This is a genomic window from Agaribacterium haliotis (assembly GCF_002312815.1).
Taxonomy (GTDB): Bacteria; Pseudomonadota; Gammaproteobacteria; order Pseudomonadales; family Cellvibrionaceae; genus Agaribacterium; species Agaribacterium haliotis.
Genome location: NZ_NKQJ01000008.1, coordinates 206622 through 225733, shown reverse-complemented (window position 1 = coordinate 225733; position 19112 = coordinate 206622). Strand labels below are relative to the sequence as shown.

Here is a 19112-nt window from a genome sequence, read left to right as displayed (position 1 = left end):
ATTTTCAATTAGTTAATGTTGTTCAGGGCTCAATATATTGCCTTAATACCATACGATGCTTAGTTACGGTATCGCATAACCAGACCGTTCTACTCGGATCCTTTATATCTTCATTCTCATTCATTACTACAATCAACTCATCCTTATAAGAATCGATAGATCGTGAAAACATAGAGGTGAGACTTGGGTCTGGCAAACCGTTCCCTGCGATATAGGATTCCAATTCATCGGTTGCTAAATTAAAACGATAAATAAAGAACTCCACGGAGTTCTCATCGGTTACATCGACACCGGGAATATATATGTACCCATCATCCCAAAGATTAACGGGCGGGTATAAATACAGCTGCGGATGATCCGCAACACTAACCACAGTGCTAGAAGCATCGTTTAAATTAAACCATGTCATTTCATTAATAAGTTCTTCGGGGGAAAACATGAGAAAACGGTTGCTCGGCGCATCGTAATAAAAAGTATCGTCATCTGAAGGTTCAAACAACTCCTCATCAACGTGGTTTGATGAGGTATTTACTCGCATCAACGACCGCTCTCTTTTGACATATAACTGATCGCCAGCGACAAGTTGCATCTTGCTAAACGTACCAGTACGCTCAAGAAACACTTCCGTTTCAAAGTTCTCTAGGTTTGTTTTTATTATCTGCCCCTCTTGGCTGATATAGGCATAATCCCCCGCTGCATCAACAACCATATCGTTGCCTTTACTAACCGTGTTCACTGACTCGATAACGGTGGCCAACTCAAGTGTATTCAGATCTACAGAAAGCAGCGCCACCTCATCGGCCTTAGCCGTAAAAAGCACACGCCCTCTTTTTTCATCTACATAAAGCGAGCTTGATGCACGAGGGATTACGGTATTGTCACCAATTGGAAAACTCTCTTCTTCTGCTCGGTGAGTCACCGATAAACTGACCGGCTCAGATTGAATATTGCCGGCTTTGTCTTCGGCGTAAACTAAAATGGTATTTTCAGCCTCTTCGGCTATCGTGACGTCGAGTATCCATTGATCTTCAAGGCTGTCTTCGGCTGTCGCAAGTACTTCAAATTCCTCTGCACCGCCATTAACTGTTGCATAAATACGCTGAATGCCAGCCAAATCATCAGAGGCACTGCCGCGAATTTTTACATAGTCAACATTGGTCATGGTGCGATGCGTTGGAAATACCACTTGCGCCACGGGTGCCTCAGCATCTTTACTGGTTACACTGAATGTAGCCGCAACACCACCGATGCTAAGCTCAGCCTCAACCACGCCCTCATGTTCTGCCGAGCTGGTTACACGAACTTCAACACGATCACCGACACTAAGTGTACCCGCGGCCGAGCTATAACTTACCCCACCATCTAAGCTGTATTCAGCGCTTGCATCGCCACTAATGGTAATGCTTGTATCGGAATTAATGCCCTCAATGCTGATTTCTTGTGACTGCGTAACAGAGCCTGGAACGGCATCGTCAATCGCCGCAATGCTAAAGGCATCCGGCGTTGTATCTTCCACTTCGCTGGTTACAGAAAAGCTCGCCTCTACGCCGCCAACCGTTACCGTTGCTATTTCTTCACCGGCAAACTGATCAGAGCTCATTAAACGCAGAACCAGTTCCTCACCATTATTAATACTGCCTTCGGCACTGGTAAACGCACCGCCACCAATGCTGTATTCAGCCTCAGTACCGGTAATGCTAATAGTTGCTGTGCTGTTAATGCCGGCAATGGTTACCGGCGTGGATTCAATCAGCTCGCCAAACGCGGCTTCTGTTACCGCAGCAAAAACAAAGGCATCGGGTGTTGTATCTTCTTCAACGGTGGTAACTGTAAATTCTGCTTTTAATGCACCCAAGCTAACTTTAACGACCGTGTTGGTAGCAAAACTTGCGGCCGATCTTGTGCGAAGCTGTAGCGTGTCATTATTTTCGATTGTGGTCGGCGCACTGCTATAAGCACCGCCGTTAATGCTGTATTCACCGTTTTCAATCGTTAAATCAATGGCCGTATCGATGCCTGTAATGGTGGCAAGCGGCGATGGCACTTCAATATCGCGCTCAACATCCACCTTTGCTTCAAAACTCACCGCATCGGGCGTGATATCTAATGGACTAGGTGAAGGGCTTGGCGACGGGCTTGGACTAGGTGAAGGACTAGGGCTAACAGACGGGCTCGGCGATGGACTGACCACCACATCCGGGCTTGATGAAGCAGACGGACTTGGCGATGGGCTGACCACCACATCCGGGCTTTGAGTTACATTTGGGCTTGGGCTAACACCGGGCTCGGGTGAACTTACCGGCGTTGAAGACACCACAGGCGCGGGTGTTTGACTTGGATCTGGATCCGGGTCGGATGAAGAGCCGCCTCCACCACCGCAGGCTGCAAGGCTAAGAGACGATGAAATAAGCGCGGCAAGAGCGACACGCGAAACGGCAGCATTAAATGCAGTTCTAACAACTGTAGGCAAAGGCATTGAGCTCTCCATACATGCAATGGTTGCATTGATAAGTGGCGAGCATTGAAAGGCAGCCTAGCTACAACTCGCTAAGGCTTCACCGGAGTCAGTTCCGGCTGCTGCGCCACAGTCCAAATAAAATGACGCGCCATTATAGCAAAACGACGCCATTGAACAGTGGCGAAATGCACCAAATTTGTAACATTCTGCCTTTTTGGCACTTAAGTGCGAACTAAGGCACGATAAAACTCGGGCAACATTTATTTATTATCAGGCCCAAACAGCGCTAGACAATACATGCACATACAATTTGGAGCGGCCTACTGTTAACCCAAGCTGTGAGCTCAAGCTGCTAGCTCAAGCACTGAAGAGCAAATTTTAAAAAACAAAAAGAAAAAATAGGCGCCCCGGGGCGATGTCTATACCCCGGGGCGCAAAACTTACTAGCTTAAATAGAGCCAGTTTTCGGGGTGCTTAATTCGAGCGTTAAACGCTTACCGGTGCGCAATTTGTATTCAGGCAAGCTCTTGGCGTAGCGCATAGTTTGCAGATCACCATTCTTGCGGTTCACAAAGGTAACGGTGTTGTTTTGTTTATCAACTGAACGAATGGTCGCAGGAACGTTACTTACTACCACAACTTCAGATTCAATCGGGGCAGACACTTCCATGGCCGCATTAGCAGATACAGCTGAAACAGCAAATAAAGCGACAATCGCGTAAGATACTTTCATTTTAAACTCCAAAACTTTAAATTTAGAAACTCTTAAAAACTGACTAAAACTAAAAAACAACAAAACCTGATCAAACTATGGCGACTACTGCGCTGACTTGCTGTGCATAATATAGCCATTTGATACGCTTGGTAACACTTTCTCTAGATTGATTTGCTACCAATATGCCCGTTATGCATACTTTTCTTTATATCGGGAGGAAATAACCAGCTAGATGCAACTACGCATTAGAGGAATGTTGATTTTTATGCCTTTAGGGAATTTAAACCGCTTTGTGATATCTAAGAGCTAGACCACTCACGCGCCCTCAGCCAAAGCCAAGCCCCCCAAAAAAATAACCGAAAGCTTTTTGGCGCTATACGAAGGCCCAGATAGTTGTGGAGATAAGCAATGAGAGAATTAAAAGCCGACCGCAGAAGCGCCATGCAAGAGCTTATCCGGCAAGCTCGGCATCAACTGCCATTTTCAGCAAGCCAGGCCTCGCTTTGCGCAGGCCCATGCAAAGGCTGCCCCAAAAAACTGTTGGAATTTGCAGATATGGAATTGGAAAACTGGCAAGTAGCGCTCGACGCCGGAGAGCTACCGAGCCTGGGCCTAATAAGTAAGCGCGCCCGACAAATGCAAAAGATACAACACGCACTGGCACAAAACGGCTTTGATAAGCCCGCCAAAACACACAAAGTGCAAGCTGCGTAACTCCAGCAGCGATAGCCATGGCCACTCCAAGCCACGACTAAGCGCCCTATTTTTGCAGCTTTTGACAGAGCATTTTGCCAGCTCTAATAAGCCCGCCTAGTCAGTACTTAAGCGCGGAGTACTAGCAGGCAGTTCAAGCCACTCACCAAGTAGCGGCCGATCACGCAGATGCTCACTACGAGAGCAAGCGGCGGGAAATCGAGAATTAATCTAAGAACGCATCCCGAATAAAGCGCTTGCCTAATTCATCAAAATTTTCAGCAGAGCATTCTAAAAACGCCAGCGCCAACGGCAAGCCTTCTGCACGAATCTTTGTTAACTGCACTAACTCGTATTCGTTCATTATCATATCCATCGCCTGGCGAACATGAGCAGGCTCAGACTGCGCCGGCGCCTGCTCTGGCGGATCGTAGTTGTGAATACACCACAGTTGTAACCGCTCAAAACTGATCTCGCCAGATTGAGCCTGCTGAAGTACACCCTGGAGCTGAGCTTTAGTGATCTGCATTTTACTATCGGCATGTAAGGTAATATTGCGCGTATTGTGGTGCTTTTGTTTTTGCTGTCAATGATGGGATGGGCGGGGTTAATAAGTGTGTTTGCTAAATACCGGATTAAGCTGAACTTAAATGACCGTAGGAGCTGGCGAACTTAAGCCACAGGGCCGGAAGTGAGCCACCAATTGAGCCGGAAAAGTGCTGTCACCGCACTGGTGAAAAAAGCCAGCACAACGGGCGTGGCAGTTTGTCCAGTTAGCGAGTTGCTGAAGCGTCTATATAGCGCAAGTTGATATAATCAACAGTAAATTTAACATCTCTCCCATTGATTATTCCGATAACAACTAAGTCTCCCTGTGATATTCCCACCCGATCAAATAGTTGCCCCTTTCCAAGGTCAGGAGGAAACGGCAGCTGCCAAAGCTTCGCTCCATCAACTCCGTATATGATCGCATTTTCAGCTCCGGCATGACTCGTAGGCTCAAGTAGGATTACTCCAGCCTCATCGGGAAGAACCTCATAACCAAGAAGCCGATTAGCATAGCTTTTGACAATTTTTTCCTCCGCTACTCCAACTGATCTCTCGACCACCATTGCCAATGTTCACGTTCATTTTTTAATCTCTCTCAGACTAGCAAGCTCAAGTTTGCTTCTATCCTCATAATTTAAAACTTCCATTTGTGGTGCACCACCTTTGAGATATGTCCCATCAGTATCCGTTTGCGGATTCACAATGCTCTTTTGCAGTCTAACTCCAGCTGGGAGTTTAAATACTGCTACATGGGTAACCTGAGGCTTCATATTATGCGTCACAGCCAGGTCGTGTCGGAGATAGCGCTCATCAGCAATAGTATTAGCTGTCGTAAAAAATCCACCCAGCAAGATATCACTATGTATTTCTTTTGATGGTTGAAATTTACATATTTCATAAATTTATTCGCCTAGCAATATAGAACCTTAGCTTTTATACACCGAAGACTTGTAATAAATCTCATACCTCTGTGGCTGGATCTCTTTCATCCCAACGATCAGATACAAATTACTCCCACAATGATTGCAGTCATGAGGCACTGCATAAGCAGGCATGCCTTTTTTTATTTCACAACCAAAATCAGACAACGAAATTATTTTATTTTCTGTAAGGTATTTTATTAATGTGCTGTCAACTTCATTCATTGAGATGCAATCTTTTATAAAATACGAAATATCATAAGAACAGCTAGGACACTTTGTCGCATATTCCGTTTCGGTTATTCCAGTGTCTAAACCATCCCAAATAAGCGTGTTTTTTTTGCCTTTAAATCTATATTCCATAATTAAAGCTCACTCGCTTTCTTACTAAGTTTCACGGATTTAATGGATTTTTCACTCTTCAGAGTATTTATGTTCTTGGGCAATTCATATTGCGTACCCATGCCCGGCTCATCAAACCATGGAATAGCCGGGCCAGCATCCACCTCAATAGGCGATAACAACTCATAAGAATTGTAAGGTTTATGTTTGGTATCAGCGGGTAATGCGCGACTTGAAAAAGAATTACCCTCTGGCGACACAAAGCCACCGAAGTCCTGAAGACTACCCTTGCTATCCTCAAATTCCCCAAAACGATCTATCCTCTGACCAGGCTGAAGGGTTTCTTTTTTGATATACACAAAACCACGATTAGGTGGCCAAGAGCTCGGCCCTAGTAGCTTTTCAAGCGCTGGCCAATCTTGATCTTTCCACATCTGATAGCCTTGGGAGGCTTGAGATGAGTCTTTGAATACGCCTTTTGAATTTTTCTGAAAAGCATTCCACGAGTTTTCTTTACAACTCAACCCCAGCGGATCTACCCAGCTGATCGGATTCGGCGCATACTGATAATTATTCACCCCACCCAACAAGCCAATTGGATCTTGGGTAGTGAACTGGCCTAGGCTGGGGTCGTAGTAACGATGCCTGTTGTAATGCAGGCCGCTTTCTTTATCAAAATACTGGCCTTAAAATCGTAAGTTGTTTTCAACTTCATCAACATCTTTTACCGCAAGGTTGCCGTAGCTTTTGTAGCGGGCTTTCCAAACGATGCTGCCTCGCTCATCACTAAGCTCTCGCGGCGTGCCGAGTTGGTCTAAGTGGTAGTGGTAGGCCTGACCATCTTTTATCATCGCCAATGGGCGATGGTTTTGTGGTTTGAAATGTCGGCATCCAAATTACATCATTTGTTTCCCTAGCCACTCAGTACGCAAGCAACACTCGCCTCTACTCCTTTGATTCTTCTCGCCATATTGGTGCAACGCGTGGAGCCAGTTTCCTTTTTTAATTTTTATCGAAAGCAGTACTCTCTTAGATCAGCTTCACCGCATTAAAAGCAGCAGTTTTCTACCGGAGTAGTATTGAACAAACTCATCCGCAAAAAATAAAAATAGTGAGAATTCTTGAGTGGTGCGATGTATTTAAAGGGAATTTTGTCCTCACCATAAAATGCTCCGGCTAACTGCCCATATATTGCGCCGACCGTATCAGAATCACCACCCAAATTCACTACTTTAACTAAACCTTCTTCAAAATTAGAAGTTGAATAAAAGGCCCAAAGAGCTGCCTCTAGACTATCAATAACATAGCCCGAGGATCTAATCTCAGATCTATCTTTTTGTTTATAAGATCCCTTAGCTACTTTTGCAACTTGAGGACAAAGCGGAAAGTAATCCCAATATTTTTTTTCTGGGCAGTACTCCGGAGAAAGTAAATCCTCTTTAGAAACGTTATCTAGCGCCCCAAGAATCAAAGCCGCATAATATCGACATGCATCAACGGCCTGTTCATTTGTATGCGTCGTCGTTGAGCTGACACCTGATTTTTCAATAGCATCGACAGGGTCTGAAGCGAAGAAAAGCGGAACCGGAGCAAGCCTCATCAATGAACCATTACCTGCTGAATGCTCGTCTCTGCTCCCGGCAACTGGATTGCCATTAGACAGGTATCGCTGTAGTGCGCCGAGGACTGTATTACCTATATCAAAACACCTTCCATTTGAACTAAGAAAACCGTCTTTCCACCACGCAACATAAAAATCCATCTGATCTTTAAGCGAAAATGAACAGTTGGAATACAAGCTATGAGCGAGGCATAACGCCATACTTGTGTCATCGGTCCACTCACCAGGGTTCAAGTTGAAAGGACCCCCACCGATAATCTCTCGGTGACTTTCATTCTCTATTCGATCAGAAAACTCCAACGTTGTCCCAAGAGCGTCACCAATTGCCAAACCCAAAAGGCAACCTCGATATTTAAGAGCTAGGTCAGATGAATTCTTACCAATAGAATCCAAAAAGCTCTTAATCTCAATGCTATGGTCTATGCCTGCTGCTAATTTTTCCCGAAAAGAATGATAGTTAGCTAACCATTGGGTTTTGCTATAAAAACCTTGATGAAGACGGGTTGAAATAGGAGGTACAACAATTTTCATTTGATCAAGACCGATAAGCGCGTTAGCGGCAAATTTATAAAAACTTAGTGTCCGGTTTTGGTTGACCAGTACACTTTTTTATGGAGCACTTAATCCCGCTGGCGGGATCAAATCAGTGCCAGCCCCGCTCTGGCAAGGCCACCGCTAGGCAGGTGGCGCTGACGCGATAGGCAATTATGCAAAGGTAGGCAACATGCGAACGTCCGTGTAGGCTAGCTTGATTGGATACACCGAAAGATGAAAACCTTAACTAGCTCCCCATATCGAGCTTGAAAGCTATGTTTTGGCACTTCTTCAGAATACTAGCAAGCTCTGGATCACTTTCTTCAAACTCTCTAACAGCAAAATGCCCAACAATGATTTTACCCAGGTTGCTATTATCAGGATTAGATCCGTCAACTACAGATAGCAAGTAACTCAGCTGCCGAAGAATGCTTTGGTATATATCAAAGTCAGGCATCTTCTCTACCCTTGCCTCTGTAAGCAATAACCCCTTTTTAATAGTCTCAATAGACTGATGCGTTAACGCCATTTAGCTTTCGGCTCACTAATTTTCATATTTTCCAAGTCAATATCATGCTGCCAGAACCTCTCACACTTGAGCTCAGGGGTGTGAGCCATGATAATCCTGACTCCTAGATCACGCGCTCTCGATTTTTCAAGCAGATAGAAATTCTGCTTATCAGCTTCATTACAAGGAAATTGAGATATCAGCGAGGCATCTTCAGGCTTCAATATGCGGAGCATTCCGTCTATCGCTGCTACAACAATGACATTGCGGGTCTCAGAGTATTCAGCGCAAGCTCGCCCAGAAACCTTAAATTTGACTTTTTCTCCCGCAATATCCCAACGCAATGAGGTAGATGCTTTTCCAACTGATGTGTTTATTTTCATATTTACTTTTGAGACTGTTTTGTCATTCCTTTTCTCAAGACTAACCCAGAGTTCAAGTTAAGCTCACCTAAGTTTTTATCAATAGATAATAGAGCGCTAATCATCGGAGATATTAGGTCGAGCGATAAGCAGCCTTTGGTCATCCCCAGAAATGCATTAAGTCATTGATCATTTGTTTTTCTGCTTCGCTAAACGGAAAACAGTCCGAATGATTCTTTCTGTACTTCATAAGCTCTTCGTGGATATACCTAAATCCAAGCCTACCTGCCTTCCTACATTCAATAAGGTGATCAAGTAAATCGGCAAGCGCCTGAGTATCGGAGATATTATTTTTAAAGAACACCTCCAAGTCATCCAATGCTTCATCACAAGGGTAACCTGACCTACGTTCCATGGGTAATATCTATCCAATGATTACTGCTTGAACATCTTGAACTGGGTATGATCGGTTATAGATAACCTACCGCCCGATGTATCCACTGTAATATTTTGACACTGGCACTCATCGAAATACTGAGGTTGTGACTCAACTACCGCGTTACATATCAAACACTCATAGAATACGTTTTTACCTGCTAAGTAGCCTTTCGGGTGGTTCACCTTGAACTCAACATATTTTTTAGCTAAAGGCATACTAAACACGTCCCGCCACGAAAGTGGAATACAGTGTTATTAAGCAACACGTTGCCAAGTCCCTCTTTGAGCTCTTTCAGGTAATACAATTTGCCAAACTGCGCTGCAGACTGAACACTTGTAGTACGCTGTTCCTCCTAAAACCTCGGGGAGAGCACTTGCGAATGAAGGCTCTCGAATGCTGTCAATTTTATTAAGAGAGCGATGCTTCTTAATTTCATCATCACAGCGCTCAAAATCACTATAAGTAGAGAACTCACCTTCGGAGAAGATATTTTCACAACATCCACATGAAGGTAACGCCTCTTTACAAGCGAGAAGTGGTTTATTTTGTTTAAGCTTAAGATAAGCGCTACGTGTTAGATTATCTCTGGCAATAGATGAATTACTCTTTAGCCGGGTATTCAAATCATCGGTGGACAGATCGCCATTACGATAACTCACGAGTATTCTTTGCAAACTAGTATCGTTACTGACTATTCGTTTTTCCTTCATAGGGAGAGTCAATTCGTCAGCCTGCTTGCAACATGTCACTTCAGAAGGTCGAACTGCTTTTCCAGCGACGCCTTCAATACTGGGTCAATACCTATATCTACATCACTCAAACCATCTGTTTTTCTGAAGTAATATTCAAGAAGAGTTAACTTTTCATCATCGTTAACGCTCTGGATAACATCTGGAATGACCCTAAAAAGCTGAATATTGTATGAAGAGGCTAGCCAAAATAGCCCCTTCAGCTCATTATTATTCAGCCTCTCCGCGCAACTACCAAACGCTGCTAGAACATCCGTATCACTATTTTTTTCAATAAAACGATCTTTGAAATCATTATATGCCGCATATTCATCCGACCTATTATTCTGAGCATACTGATATTGCTGCTTTATAAGATCATTTAGGTTTTCTGATATTGCCTCTACTGCTTGTTGGCTAATGGTCATCGTAGTGAGCTCAAAATCACTTTCTATCGTGTTTCATGTGTTTCGAGGATGTTTCCATTTCCATCAACGACACACCTATAGTTTGTTCTAGGGCATACACTTATCAAATTGATACGGTTTTTTGAATAAAATACATCACCAAAGCAAATGGCCCCTTTACTTGCCAACGGATTATTGATTCTAGCAAGCTCATTACCCAGCTCATCAACAACAACTGCATTGCTTGGGCTATGCTCATTATCTGGCTCAACAACGATTAGCCGATCTTTTTCTGGCGTTACGACGTGAAATATTGGATAAGGGTAAGTGAGGTGGTAGCAATTTCCATTCGATTCCCATACCAGCTTCTTGCCACCCTCTTCAGCTCTCACATTTTGTATCATAAACTTAGACTCTTAATTAATTGGCCTTTCATCACCGACAAACTCAACATATGGGTCATTTCTATCGTACCCCATTACATCTATCTGGCTTCCCCCACCTGGGTATAAAATCCCATCCTGGGTCTGTGGGCCAACCGTACTTATTTGTGCTCTAACAGGTCTCTTTACACGAACAGTCCTCACACCCGATATATCTTCTTTAAAATCAGGAATTACAGCTAACTCATTCCGAACATAATCAACATCTGGTATGTGATCTGAAGTACCGAACTTTCCTGGCGCATTTTGCCCAGGGGACACTGCTTGGTTAAATTCAAAGCCAGCAGGGAGTATTACACTAGTTATCGGAGCACCAGGCATTTCAGGGGTTAAGTTTTCTGGCGCTTGTAGTAACCGAGAAGGATCAGTTATTGGCTCTTCCTTACAGCTCAACCCCAGAGGATCTACCCATTGAATCGGATTGGGCGCATACTGATAGTTATTCACCCCACCCAATAACCCAATCGGGTCTTGCGTCGTAAACTGCCCTAAGCTGGGGTCGTAGTAACGATGCCTGTTGTAATGCAGGCCGCTTTCTTTATCAAAATACTGGCCTTGAAATCGTAAGTTGTTTTCAACTTCATCAACTTCTTTTACCGCAAGGTTGCCGTAGCTTTTGTAGCGGGCTTTCCAAACGATGCTGCCTCGCTCATCACTAAGCTCTCGCGGCGTGCCGAGTTGGTCTAAGTGGTAGTGGTAGGCCTGGCCATCTTTTATCATCGCCAATGGGCGATGGTTTTGTGGTTCGTAGATGTAGCTAAGCTCAATTTCACCGCGCTGCTCTTTGAGCATTTGATCGCCGGCCCAGAGAAAACGGCTGCAGCCAAAGGCGTCGGTTTTAGCGATGCGCCGGCCCAGCGGATCGTAGCGATACTGAGTATGCTGGCCCTGCTTTTCAACCGCTACAAGCCGGTTGTCGTTGTCGTATTGATAGCGTGTTTCGAGCTTGCCTTCTTTGCCACGATTTTCTTTGATTAAGTTACCGCGTTTGTCGTAGCTAAATTTTCTATCGCCAAGCAAGGTCAGGCGGTTGCCGTCGGCCCGGCCTTTACCCTGCCCTTCTTGACTGACAAGGTTGCTTGCCGGGTCGAAATAAAATAGCTCGGGCTCACTGCCATCGACGCGCTGCAAACGATTAACCAAGTCGTAAACGTAGCGAAGCTGTTCGTCGCCGCTGCTAAAATCGCTAAGGCGGCCAAATTTATCGTAGCCGTAGCTGCGCTGTACCGGGCCGTTTTGTTTGTTTTCTTTGTTGTAACTTTGCTGGGCGGCAAGGCGGCCCATCGGGTCGTAACTGCTCTGGGTTAATAAAGCGCCCTGGTGGCGCTCGGTTTCCCGGCCAAATTCATCGCGTTCAATATGGGTGAGCAGATGGCCGTTATACGCAGCCTGTTGAAACTGGCGCTGCGCATCGTAGTTGTACTGAATTAATTCATTGCCCGGCAACTTGATGCTGCTTAACAGGCCCGGCCACTGGTATTTAAATTCAATATCAACTTTAGATGCCGCGACAATTTTATTGTTGTTAATATCTGCGTGCTGCTCTTTAATCAGACGGCCGAGCTTGTTGTATTCAAAACTTAAAAACTGGTGTTCGTTGTAGCATTCAAGAATACGGCCTTTGGCATCGTAAGCGTAGCGGGTGCGCTGTTTTTGCTCATCGCCGTGTCCGCCCTCGCTTAGGATACGGCGGCTCTCTTTGGTTTGCATGCGCCCAAGCGCGTCGCGCACAAAGCGGGTTTCAATTTCACCGGCATCAAGGTGCTTGATCAACTGGCCGGCGGCGTTGTAGCTGTATTCTTGCACTCGGCCATCAAAGCCAATTTCTTTAACTAGTTTTTCGTTACCGTCGTAGAAAAATTCGTGGCGCTCGGCTTTTTCGTTTATTAACGCGGTTAAATTGCGCTCTGTATCGTATTCGTATTTTAATTTCTGGCCTTCGGCATCAACGCGTTCAATTACCTGGCTCAAACCGTCGTAAGACCACTGGGTACAGCGCCCCTGGGCGTCGACAAAACGCTCGAGCTGATCGTTGTCGTTATAATAATAGTGCAGTGTCTCGCCGCTTGGCAGCCTTACTTCGGCGACCTGATCACTCTCGGTGTAGCGGTAACTCGTTACCGACTGGCGCTGCTCGTCTTCGGCGTGGCTGGCAACAACTTGCTCAACCCGGCCCCAGTCATCGTAAATAAATAGGCGCTTGTGGCCGCGACTATCAATCACATGTACAAGCTCACCCTGTTCACCCCAGCGGTATTTTTGGCTGAGGCCGTCGGCATCGTCCTGCTGAATCAACAGGCCATTTTGATTGTAGTGGTAGCGCGTTTGCTGGCCGAGCGGGTCGACCAACTTTGTAAGCAGGCCGCGGCTGTCGTAGCTTCGTTTCCACTGCGCTTTGTCAACGTCACTGAACAGACTCGGCCGGCCGCGAAAATAACTTAAGGTTGCGCGGTTGCCGAGCGCATCGCGCATGCCAACAGGGTTGTTGTCATCGTCGTAAAAAAAGTGGGTTTTATTGCCGAGTGGGTCAAGCGTTTTACTTAAGCGGCCGTTTTGATAGTGCTTTTGATGCTCGTGGCCCTCGTAGTCAATTTCTTTAACAATTTGGCCGTAGTCGTTGTAGTGCAGAGTATTGCTGTATCCGCGACTGTCGACAACCTTGGATATTTTATTGTCGACATCCCACTCGAATTTTGCTTCGTAAATACCGCGGTCACCCCAGGCGCGTTTGCAGCGTGCACCCGGGCCATCGTGCTCCCATTCAAAATAAAAACAAAAACCGGTGGCGAGTGTGCGCCGGCTTAGCTGGTTGTTTTGGTAGCTATATTCTTCGCCCGCGCCAAGCGCGTTGCGGTGGGCAATCAGGTTGCCGTCGTCACAGTAATCGTACTCGGCAAGCGTGCGTGTTTTATTGTTTTTACTGTTGAGCAGTTCAATGCGGCTTAATTGGTCTTTATCGTTGCGGTTTAATAACAGCGCCCTTCCCCAATTAGCGTCAATGCGCGTTAAAAAACCGCGCGCATTGTGGGCAAAGTTCAAACAAAAACCTTTTTCACTGATGCCCTCGCGCGCGGGAACATAAGCCTGGTGGCGCAGCTGCTTCAGGCGAAACAGGCTCTGGCGCTGGTTGTCGCGTACAAAGACCCTGTCCCACTGCCCCTGCTCCTTCAGCACAAAGGCATGCTCACTGAGCAGCTCTAAACTTAGGTGCTCGGGCAAATAGCGGCTCTGCTGGCCGAGCCTGGGGATTTTAAAGCGCAGCTGCCGGCCTTCGCTGGTGCGATAGCGAACGTGGTACTGCTCAAGTTCGAGGCTTTCGCTGCCGCTGTGTGACCAGCTGCGGCCAAAACCGATGTTTTCTTGCTGCGCACTGCGATAGCTGCGGCGCAAAACAAAAGGCATGGGCCCGGGCAACACGGCATCGTCAAACGCGAGCATTTCTTCGCCGGTGGTCATATTCACCGGGTCGCTGCGGCATTCGCTTTTGCTCTCGGGCTGATCGTTGCCGAGCGCCGGATCGTCCGATTCTTTAGCCTCGAGCTTTTTATCACTGCTCTGGGCAGCCAAACTGCGCTGAGTTTTTGTTACGGCTTCTAACTCTGGCTCTTTGTTATTAGCGGTGCTTTTATTGCTGCTATTACTAGCGCCACCACTGCCACCCGTACCACTACCGGAGCGCGCATTGGCGGCTGCGCCAAAGCTTCGCTGCTGATGGTTGCCGGGGCGACTCAGGGCAATGCATTCTGTCGGCGCTTTAATTAAAAACAGGCGCTGCTCTTCAACCAGCGTGCTAAGCGCCGATTGAATATCGGCTTTGCTGTGCAGAACATGGTTGCTGGATGCGGGTTTGACGTATTTCCAAAGCGCCTGCCAGGACGACGGCGCTTTAACCGTTAACTGCGACGTGGCGAGCACCTTAAGCGCCTCACCGGCGCTTTCGGCGTTGGCTGGGCGTGCAAGCTTTGGCCGCTGTGCGCTTTTATCGAAGATCAATTGATAGGTTGCCTTTCCTGCAACCGCTATAAGCAAATCCATGTAAAATCCATGCTACGAGGGCTCAGATTCCTACTAGCCCCTTAGGCTACAGAGCCGAACTATATTGGGCCCGACAGCATCATAGGCCAAGCGCCATCTTACGCTTTACCTTCACTTGCCCTAAAAGCCCAAACTTAAAGCCCCGGCAATAATAGCCAGGGGCATTCAGGCGACAAAGCATACTACCTTGTTGTACGAAAGTTCGCGACATATGCTGCAAATACATCAAGCACTGCTTAGTATTTAGCGGCTGGCGTTTACTACAGCGCAAAACACGAAGGTCAGCAAGCATCACAAGCTCACACTGTAGCCTTTACATAGCGATGCGCCAGCGCGAGCAGTGCAGAAAAATCAAAAGTGATAAGTCAACGAATAAGCGTTTAAGGCTCGGCGCTGGCCTGCCCTACCTGAGCATCGCTTTGCCCAGCAAAACTTGAAGCAAAATGCGCCTGCCATACGGCCTCATCGAGCACACCGGTGTGGCGATAACGTATTTGCCCGTTCGCATCGAGCAAAAAGGTCTCTGGCGCGCCGGTTACCCCAAGATCAAAGCCTAAGCGCCCTTTTTTATCGACAATGATCAATTCATAGGGGTTTTTATATTTCTCGAGCCAGTTAAGCGCGGCCTGATCTTCGTCTTGATAATTAATACCTATAACGGGAATACCGCGCTTGCTGAGCTTGAGCAAAAATGGGTGCTCGTGCACGCAGGTCGGGCACCACGAAGCCCACACATTGAGCACCGCCGCCCGGCCAAGCAGCTGTTTTTCGGTGACGGTGCGCGTATCCGCACCGAGCTCGGGCAGTTCAAAGGCCGGCATTTTTTTGCCAAGCGCCATAGACGGCAGCTCGGTTGGGTCTTTGCCTATACCCGAAAACAAAAAGATACCAAGCACCACAAATAAAGCGACCGGCACAAACAAGAACAGACGTTTCATTACGAGGCATTCCCTGTTACTGGCGCTACGCGCACGGCTTTGTCACCAACCACTTTTACCCGGCGATAGCGCTTGTCGGCAATTGCAATCACACCGCCAATAGACATTAATAAAGCGCCCAGCCAAATCCAGCGCACCAGCGGTTTCATATAAATACGCACGGCGTAGTCGCTGTTGTTAATTTTATCGCCAAGTGAGACATAGAGATCGCGAAATAAACCGGCATCAATGGCCGCTTCGGTCATCATATTGCCGCCGGAAAAATAACGGCGCTTTTCAGGTTGCATGGTCGCAATCTGCTCGCCGTTGCGGCTAACCACAAACTGGCCCCTATCGGCCCAATAGTTTGGCCCGCGCACACGGGTGACTTCCAGCAGCTCAAACTGGTAGCCGCCAACTTCAACCGCGGTGCCGGCGCGCACACGCAAATCGCGTTGCTCGGCATAGATTGAATCGATGCCGGCGCCGAGCAGGCACACACCAAAACCTGCGTGAGCTATCATCATGCCCCAATAGCTGGCGGTAAATCTCTGAAAACGAAAGCCCGCGCGCCCGCTTTGTGCGCAGCGGCGAATATAGTCGATGATTGAGGCAAAAATGACCCAGCTGCCGACAAAAATCGTAAGCGCAGCGCCAATGCTAAACGTATCGCCGTAAATCGACGGCAACAATATTGCCAAAAACAAGCTAAGGCTGGCCGCACCAGCCTGCCAGAATACGCTGCGCTCGATGCGGCCGCGCTTCCAATTTAACATCACGCCGACGCCGAGCAGGCAGCCAACCAGCGCCATCATCGGCGGGAAAAACAAATTAAAGTACGGCTCGCCGACACTGTATTTACCCAAGTCCAGTGCATCAGCTATCAGCGGGAACAAGGTTCCGAGCAGTACAAACGCACAGGCCAGCACAAAAATCAGGCTGTTAAACAGCATAAAACTTTCGCGCGATACCACTTCAAAACCCGCTTCGCTCTTAAGCTCGGGGGCGCGAAGTGCATAGAGCGTAAGCGAGCCACCAACCGCAACGGCCAAAAAGCCGAGAATAAACATACCGCGCGACGGGTCCGACGCAAACGCGTGCACACTGGTCAATACACCCGAGCGCACCAAGAAGGTACCGAGCAGGCTTAGAGAAAATGCCAGTATCGCCAATAGCAGAGTCCAGTTCACAAACACGCCGCGCTTTTCGGTCATCGCCAGACAGTGAATAAGCGCGGTGCCGGCCAACCACGGCATAAACGACGCGTTTTCAACCGGATCCCAGAACCACCAGCCGCCCCAGCCCAGTTCGTAATACGCCCACCAGCTGCCGAGCATAATGCCGACACCGAGAAAGGCCCAGGCGACATTGGTCCACGGCCGCGCCCAGCGCGCCCAGGCTGAATCAATGCGGCCGCCAATCAATGCGGCGATGGCAAATGCAAACACCACCGAAAAACCAACATAACCCATGTAAAGCATCGGCGGGTGGATGACAAAACCCGGGTCCTGGAGCAGCGGGTTAAGATCGCTGCCATCCATCGGAATATTCGGCAACACTCGCTCAAAGGGGTTTGAGGTGAACAGCATAAACGAGAGAAAGCCAACACTGATCATGCCCAGCACACTTAAAATGCGGGCGACCAGATCAAGCGGCATCGCGCGTGAAAAGCAGCTCACGGCAAAGGTCCAGCTCGCCAGCGTAAACACCCACAGCAGTAGCGAGCCTTCGTGACCGCCCCAAACGGCGCAGATTTTGTAGATGGTCGGCAACAGCGAGTTACTGTTTTGAGCGACGTAGGCAACACTGAAATCGTCGGTATAAAACGCCCAGGTCAATACGGCGTAGGCAATGCCGACAAACACAAACACCGCCGTCGCCAGGCTGCGTGCGCTCGCCATCCAAATTACTTTGCCGGTTAAGCTGCCAACCAGGGGAATCACCGCCAGGCAGATCGATAAAAACAGCGCAAAATTAAGTGCAAGTTGTCCGTATTCTGGAAACATAAACAGCCCTTAGTAGTTGATGCCTTGGCAGGATTTCTGATGCTCGACACCCTGAGCATCGGCGTCGGTCTGTAAATTCTCGGAGACTTCGGCCGGCGTGTAGTTTTCATCGTGCTTAGCCAGCACGCGTGTTGCCTGAAAAACGCCCTGCTTATCCATTTTGCCATCGACCACAGCGGCCTCGCCCTCGGCAAACAGATCCGGCAGGATGCCTTCGTAGATCACCGGCACCTCGGCGGCGCCGTCGGTGATCTCAAAGCGCACACCGAGGCCTTCATCTTCGCGCTTAACCGAGCCCGGCACTACGCAGCCGCCGGCTTTAATCGTGCGGCCTATCGGCGCTTCACCATTGACAATCTTCGACGGCGGATAAAACAAGTTGATGCTCTCGCGCATTGCATAAAGCATTAAACCAATGACCAAGCTGCTGCCGATAACAATAAACAGCACAATCATTAAACGGCGTTTTCTCAAAGGGTGCATAGCCATAGTTATTGCTGATCCTCGCTTTCACGCAGACGTAAGATTTGAATTTTTTTGCGCAGGCTTTTTTTCGCCAGCCGCACCTGTACAACCAGGGCTGCAAGCCCGGCAAACGTTAAGGCGTAGGCCGCCCAAACATAGGGGCCGTGACCTTTCATGCTCATAAAATCAGCCAGTGAGGCAAACTGAAATTCCAAACCCATTAGTTGTCTCCTGCGACCAATTTTTGTACCCAGCGGGCCTTGCGCTCGCGCAGCAGAATCTCGAGGCGCGTGCGGTCGATCAGCAGCCAGGCATATACCACATAAAACGCGGCAATCATCGTCAGTAGCGGCCAGGCCATGCTCGGATCTATGCTCGACTTGCCAGTTAACTTCAGAGTTGCCGGCTGATGCAAGCTGTACCACCAGTCGACACTTTTGTAGATGATCGGGATATTGACTGTGCCAACCAAGGCCAGAATGGCCGAGGTTTTGTCGGCGGCATCCTGGTTACGATAACTCTGCTGCAAGGCGATGACACCAAGGTACAAAAAGAACAGAATCAACATCGAAGTGATACGCGCGTCCCATTCCCACCAAGTGCCCCAGGTCGGTTTGCCCCAAATCGCACCACTGCACAGCGACACAAAGGTCAGCACGGCGCCTATCGGCGCGGCGGCCTTCATCACCATAAACGACAGTTTCATGCGCCAGATCAGGCCGATAGCGCCGGCAATGGCCATGGTGTAATAACCGGCAAGCGCCAGGAACGACGCCGGCACATGAATATAAATAATGCGATAGCTATTGCCCTGCTTGTAGTCCGTCGGCGCAAAGGCCAGGCCCCAGCTTGCACCTATCACCAGCAACACGATCGCAGCCGCGCCTATCCACGGTTGCCAATTCGAGGTTTTTTCATAAAACCACTTTGGCGAGCCCAGCCTGTGAAACCATTGCCAGCCCATGTTTAC

Annotated in this window: 22 protein-coding genes and 1 pseudogene; 1 reads left to right on the top strand and 22 read right to left on the bottom strand. The window is 48.0% G+C overall.

Annotated elements, in window-relative coordinates:
- Positions 1–22: 22 nt before the first annotated feature.
- Together CFK45_RS18590 and CFK45_RS11320 are read right to left on the bottom strand one after the other, a co-directional pair.
- Positions 23–2476 carry a hypothetical protein gene (locus tag CFK45_RS18590; protein WP_192870759.1) on the bottom strand — a complete coding sequence of 818 codons (2454 nt, stop codon included), beginning with the start codon at positions 2474–2476 and terminating at the stop codon, positions 23–25.
- A gap of 430 nt (positions 2477–2906) precedes the next feature.
- Positions 2907–3191, bottom strand: coding sequence for a hypothetical protein (locus tag CFK45_RS11320; RefSeq protein WP_143247562.1), 285 nt, complete (start codon positions 3189–3191; stop codon positions 2907–2909).
- 390 nt (positions 3192–3581) lie between these two features.
- Here CFK45_RS11320 and CFK45_RS11315 point away from each other — a divergent pair, with 390 nt between their 5' ends.
- Positions 3582–3887, top strand: coding sequence for a hypothetical protein (locus tag CFK45_RS11315; RefSeq protein ID WP_204378457.1), 306 nt, complete (start codon positions 3582–3584; stop codon positions 3885–3887).
- Positions 3888–4092: 205 nt separating this feature from the next.
- On the opposite strand, the gene CFK45_RS11310 is transcribed toward CFK45_RS11315, so the two are convergent.
- From CFK45_RS11310 to CFK45_RS11235, 20 genes and pseudogenes are all read right to left on the bottom strand, one after another.
- Positions 4093–4395, bottom strand: coding sequence for a hypothetical protein (locus tag CFK45_RS11310; protein ID WP_096086547.1), 303 nt, complete (start codon positions 4393–4395; stop codon positions 4093–4095).
- Positions 4396–4639: 244 nt separating this feature from the next.
- Positions 4640–4984: a hypothetical protein gene (locus CFK45_RS11305; protein WP_143247561.1), complete on the bottom strand. Its 345-nt coding sequence runs from the start codon at positions 4982–4984 to the stop codon at positions 4640–4642.
- Positions 4985–4993: 9 nt separating this feature from the next.
- On the bottom strand, positions 4994–5266 hold the full coding sequence (locus tag CFK45_RS11300) for a hypothetical protein (RefSeq protein ID WP_143247560.1): 273 nt from the start codon (positions 5264–5266) through the stop codon (positions 4994–4996).
- 75 nt (positions 5267–5341) lie between these two features.
- A complete protein-coding gene (locus CFK45_RS11295) occupies positions 5342–5698 on the bottom strand; it encodes a hypothetical protein (RefSeq protein WP_096086544.1) in 357 nt (118 codons plus the stop codon).
- 2 nt (positions 5699–5700) lie between these two features.
- Positions 5701–6201 carry a TNT domain-containing protein gene (locus tag CFK45_RS18720; RefSeq protein ID WP_349677397.1) on the bottom strand — a complete coding sequence of 167 codons (501 nt, stop codon included), beginning with the start codon at positions 6199–6201 and terminating at the stop codon, positions 5701–5703.
- A gap of 9 nt (positions 6202–6210) precedes the next feature.
- Positions 6211–6351 (bottom strand): annotated as a pseudogene (locus CFK45_RS18585) (RHS repeat-associated core domain-containing protein); the annotation flags it as partial.
- A 12-nt stretch (positions 6352–6363) separates the two neighbouring features.
- A complete protein-coding gene (locus CFK45_RS18580) occupies positions 6364–6528 on the bottom strand; it encodes an RHS domain-containing protein (RefSeq protein ID WP_192870758.1) in 165 nt (54 codons plus the stop codon).
- A gap of 197 nt (positions 6529–6725) precedes the next feature.
- Positions 6726–7829 (bottom strand): ADP-ribosylglycohydrolase family protein, encoded by a 1104-nt coding sequence (locus CFK45_RS11285; RefSeq protein WP_096086543.1) that lies wholly within the window; start codon positions 7827–7829, stop codon positions 6726–6728.
- Positions 7830–8079: 250 nt separating this feature from the next.
- Complete coding sequence (locus tag CFK45_RS11280; RefSeq protein ID WP_096086542.1) at positions 8080–8361, bottom strand: immunity protein Tsi6 family protein; 282 nt, start codon at positions 8359–8361, stop codon at positions 8080–8082.
- Entirely contained in the window at positions 8352–8723 is a 372-nt protein-coding gene (locus CFK45_RS11275) for a hypothetical protein (protein WP_096086541.1), read from the bottom strand. Before CFK45_RS11275 ends, CFK45_RS11280 begins: the two co-directional genes overlap by 10 nt.
- Positions 8724–8862: 139 nt before the next feature.
- Positions 8863–9117 (bottom strand): hypothetical protein, encoded by a 255-nt coding sequence (locus tag CFK45_RS11270; RefSeq protein ID WP_096086540.1) that lies wholly within the window; start codon positions 9115–9117, stop codon positions 8863–8865.
- Positions 9118–9395: 278 nt separating this feature from the next.
- The gene (locus CFK45_RS18330) at positions 9396–9800 is read right to left on the bottom strand and encodes a hypothetical protein (RefSeq protein ID WP_143247559.1); all 405 of its coding nucleotides are present in this window, start codon (positions 9798–9800) and stop codon (positions 9396–9398) included.
- Positions 9801–9886: 86 nt separating this feature from the next.
- Positions 9887–10297, bottom strand: coding sequence for a hypothetical protein (locus CFK45_RS11265; RefSeq protein WP_096086539.1), 411 nt, complete (start codon positions 10295–10297; stop codon positions 9887–9889).
- Positions 10298–10320: 23 nt separating this feature from the next.
- On the bottom strand, positions 10321–10668 hold the full coding sequence (locus CFK45_RS18325; RefSeq protein ID WP_143247558.1) for a hypothetical protein: 348 nt from the start codon (positions 10666–10668) through the stop codon (positions 10321–10323).
- Between the two features lie 24 nt (positions 10669–10692).
- Positions 10693–14754, bottom strand: a complete 4062-nt coding sequence (locus CFK45_RS11260; protein ID WP_096086538.1) for an RHS repeat-associated core domain-containing protein — start codon at positions 14752–14754, stop codon at positions 10693–10695.
- Positions 14755–15134: 380 nt separating this feature from the next.
- Entirely contained in the window at positions 15135–15692 is a 558-nt protein-coding gene (locus CFK45_RS11255; protein WP_096086537.1) for a DsbE family thiol:disulfide interchange protein, read from the bottom strand.
- Positions 15692–17677 (bottom strand): heme lyase CcmF/NrfE family subunit, encoded by a 1986-nt coding sequence (locus tag CFK45_RS11250; protein WP_096086536.1) that lies wholly within the window; start codon positions 17675–17677, stop codon positions 15692–15694. The genes CFK45_RS11255 and CFK45_RS11250 overlap by 1 nt, the downstream gene beginning before the upstream one ends.
- A gap of 9 nt (positions 17678–17686) precedes the next feature.
- Entirely contained in the window at positions 17687–18160 is a 474-nt protein-coding gene (gene ccmE / locus CFK45_RS11245) for a cytochrome c maturation protein CcmE (protein ID WP_096086558.1), read from the bottom strand.
- A gap of 8 nt (positions 18161–18168) precedes the next feature.
- A complete protein-coding gene (ccmD, locus tag CFK45_RS11240; RefSeq protein ID WP_096086535.1) occupies positions 18169–18363 on the bottom strand; it encodes a heme exporter protein CcmD in 195 nt (64 codons plus the stop codon).
- Positions 18363–19106, bottom strand: a complete 744-nt coding sequence (locus CFK45_RS11235) for a heme ABC transporter permease (RefSeq protein WP_096086534.1) — start codon at positions 19104–19106, stop codon at positions 18363–18365. The genes ccmD and CFK45_RS11235 overlap by 1 nt, the downstream gene beginning before the upstream one ends.
- Between the last annotated feature and the right edge of the window lie 6 nt (positions 19107–19112).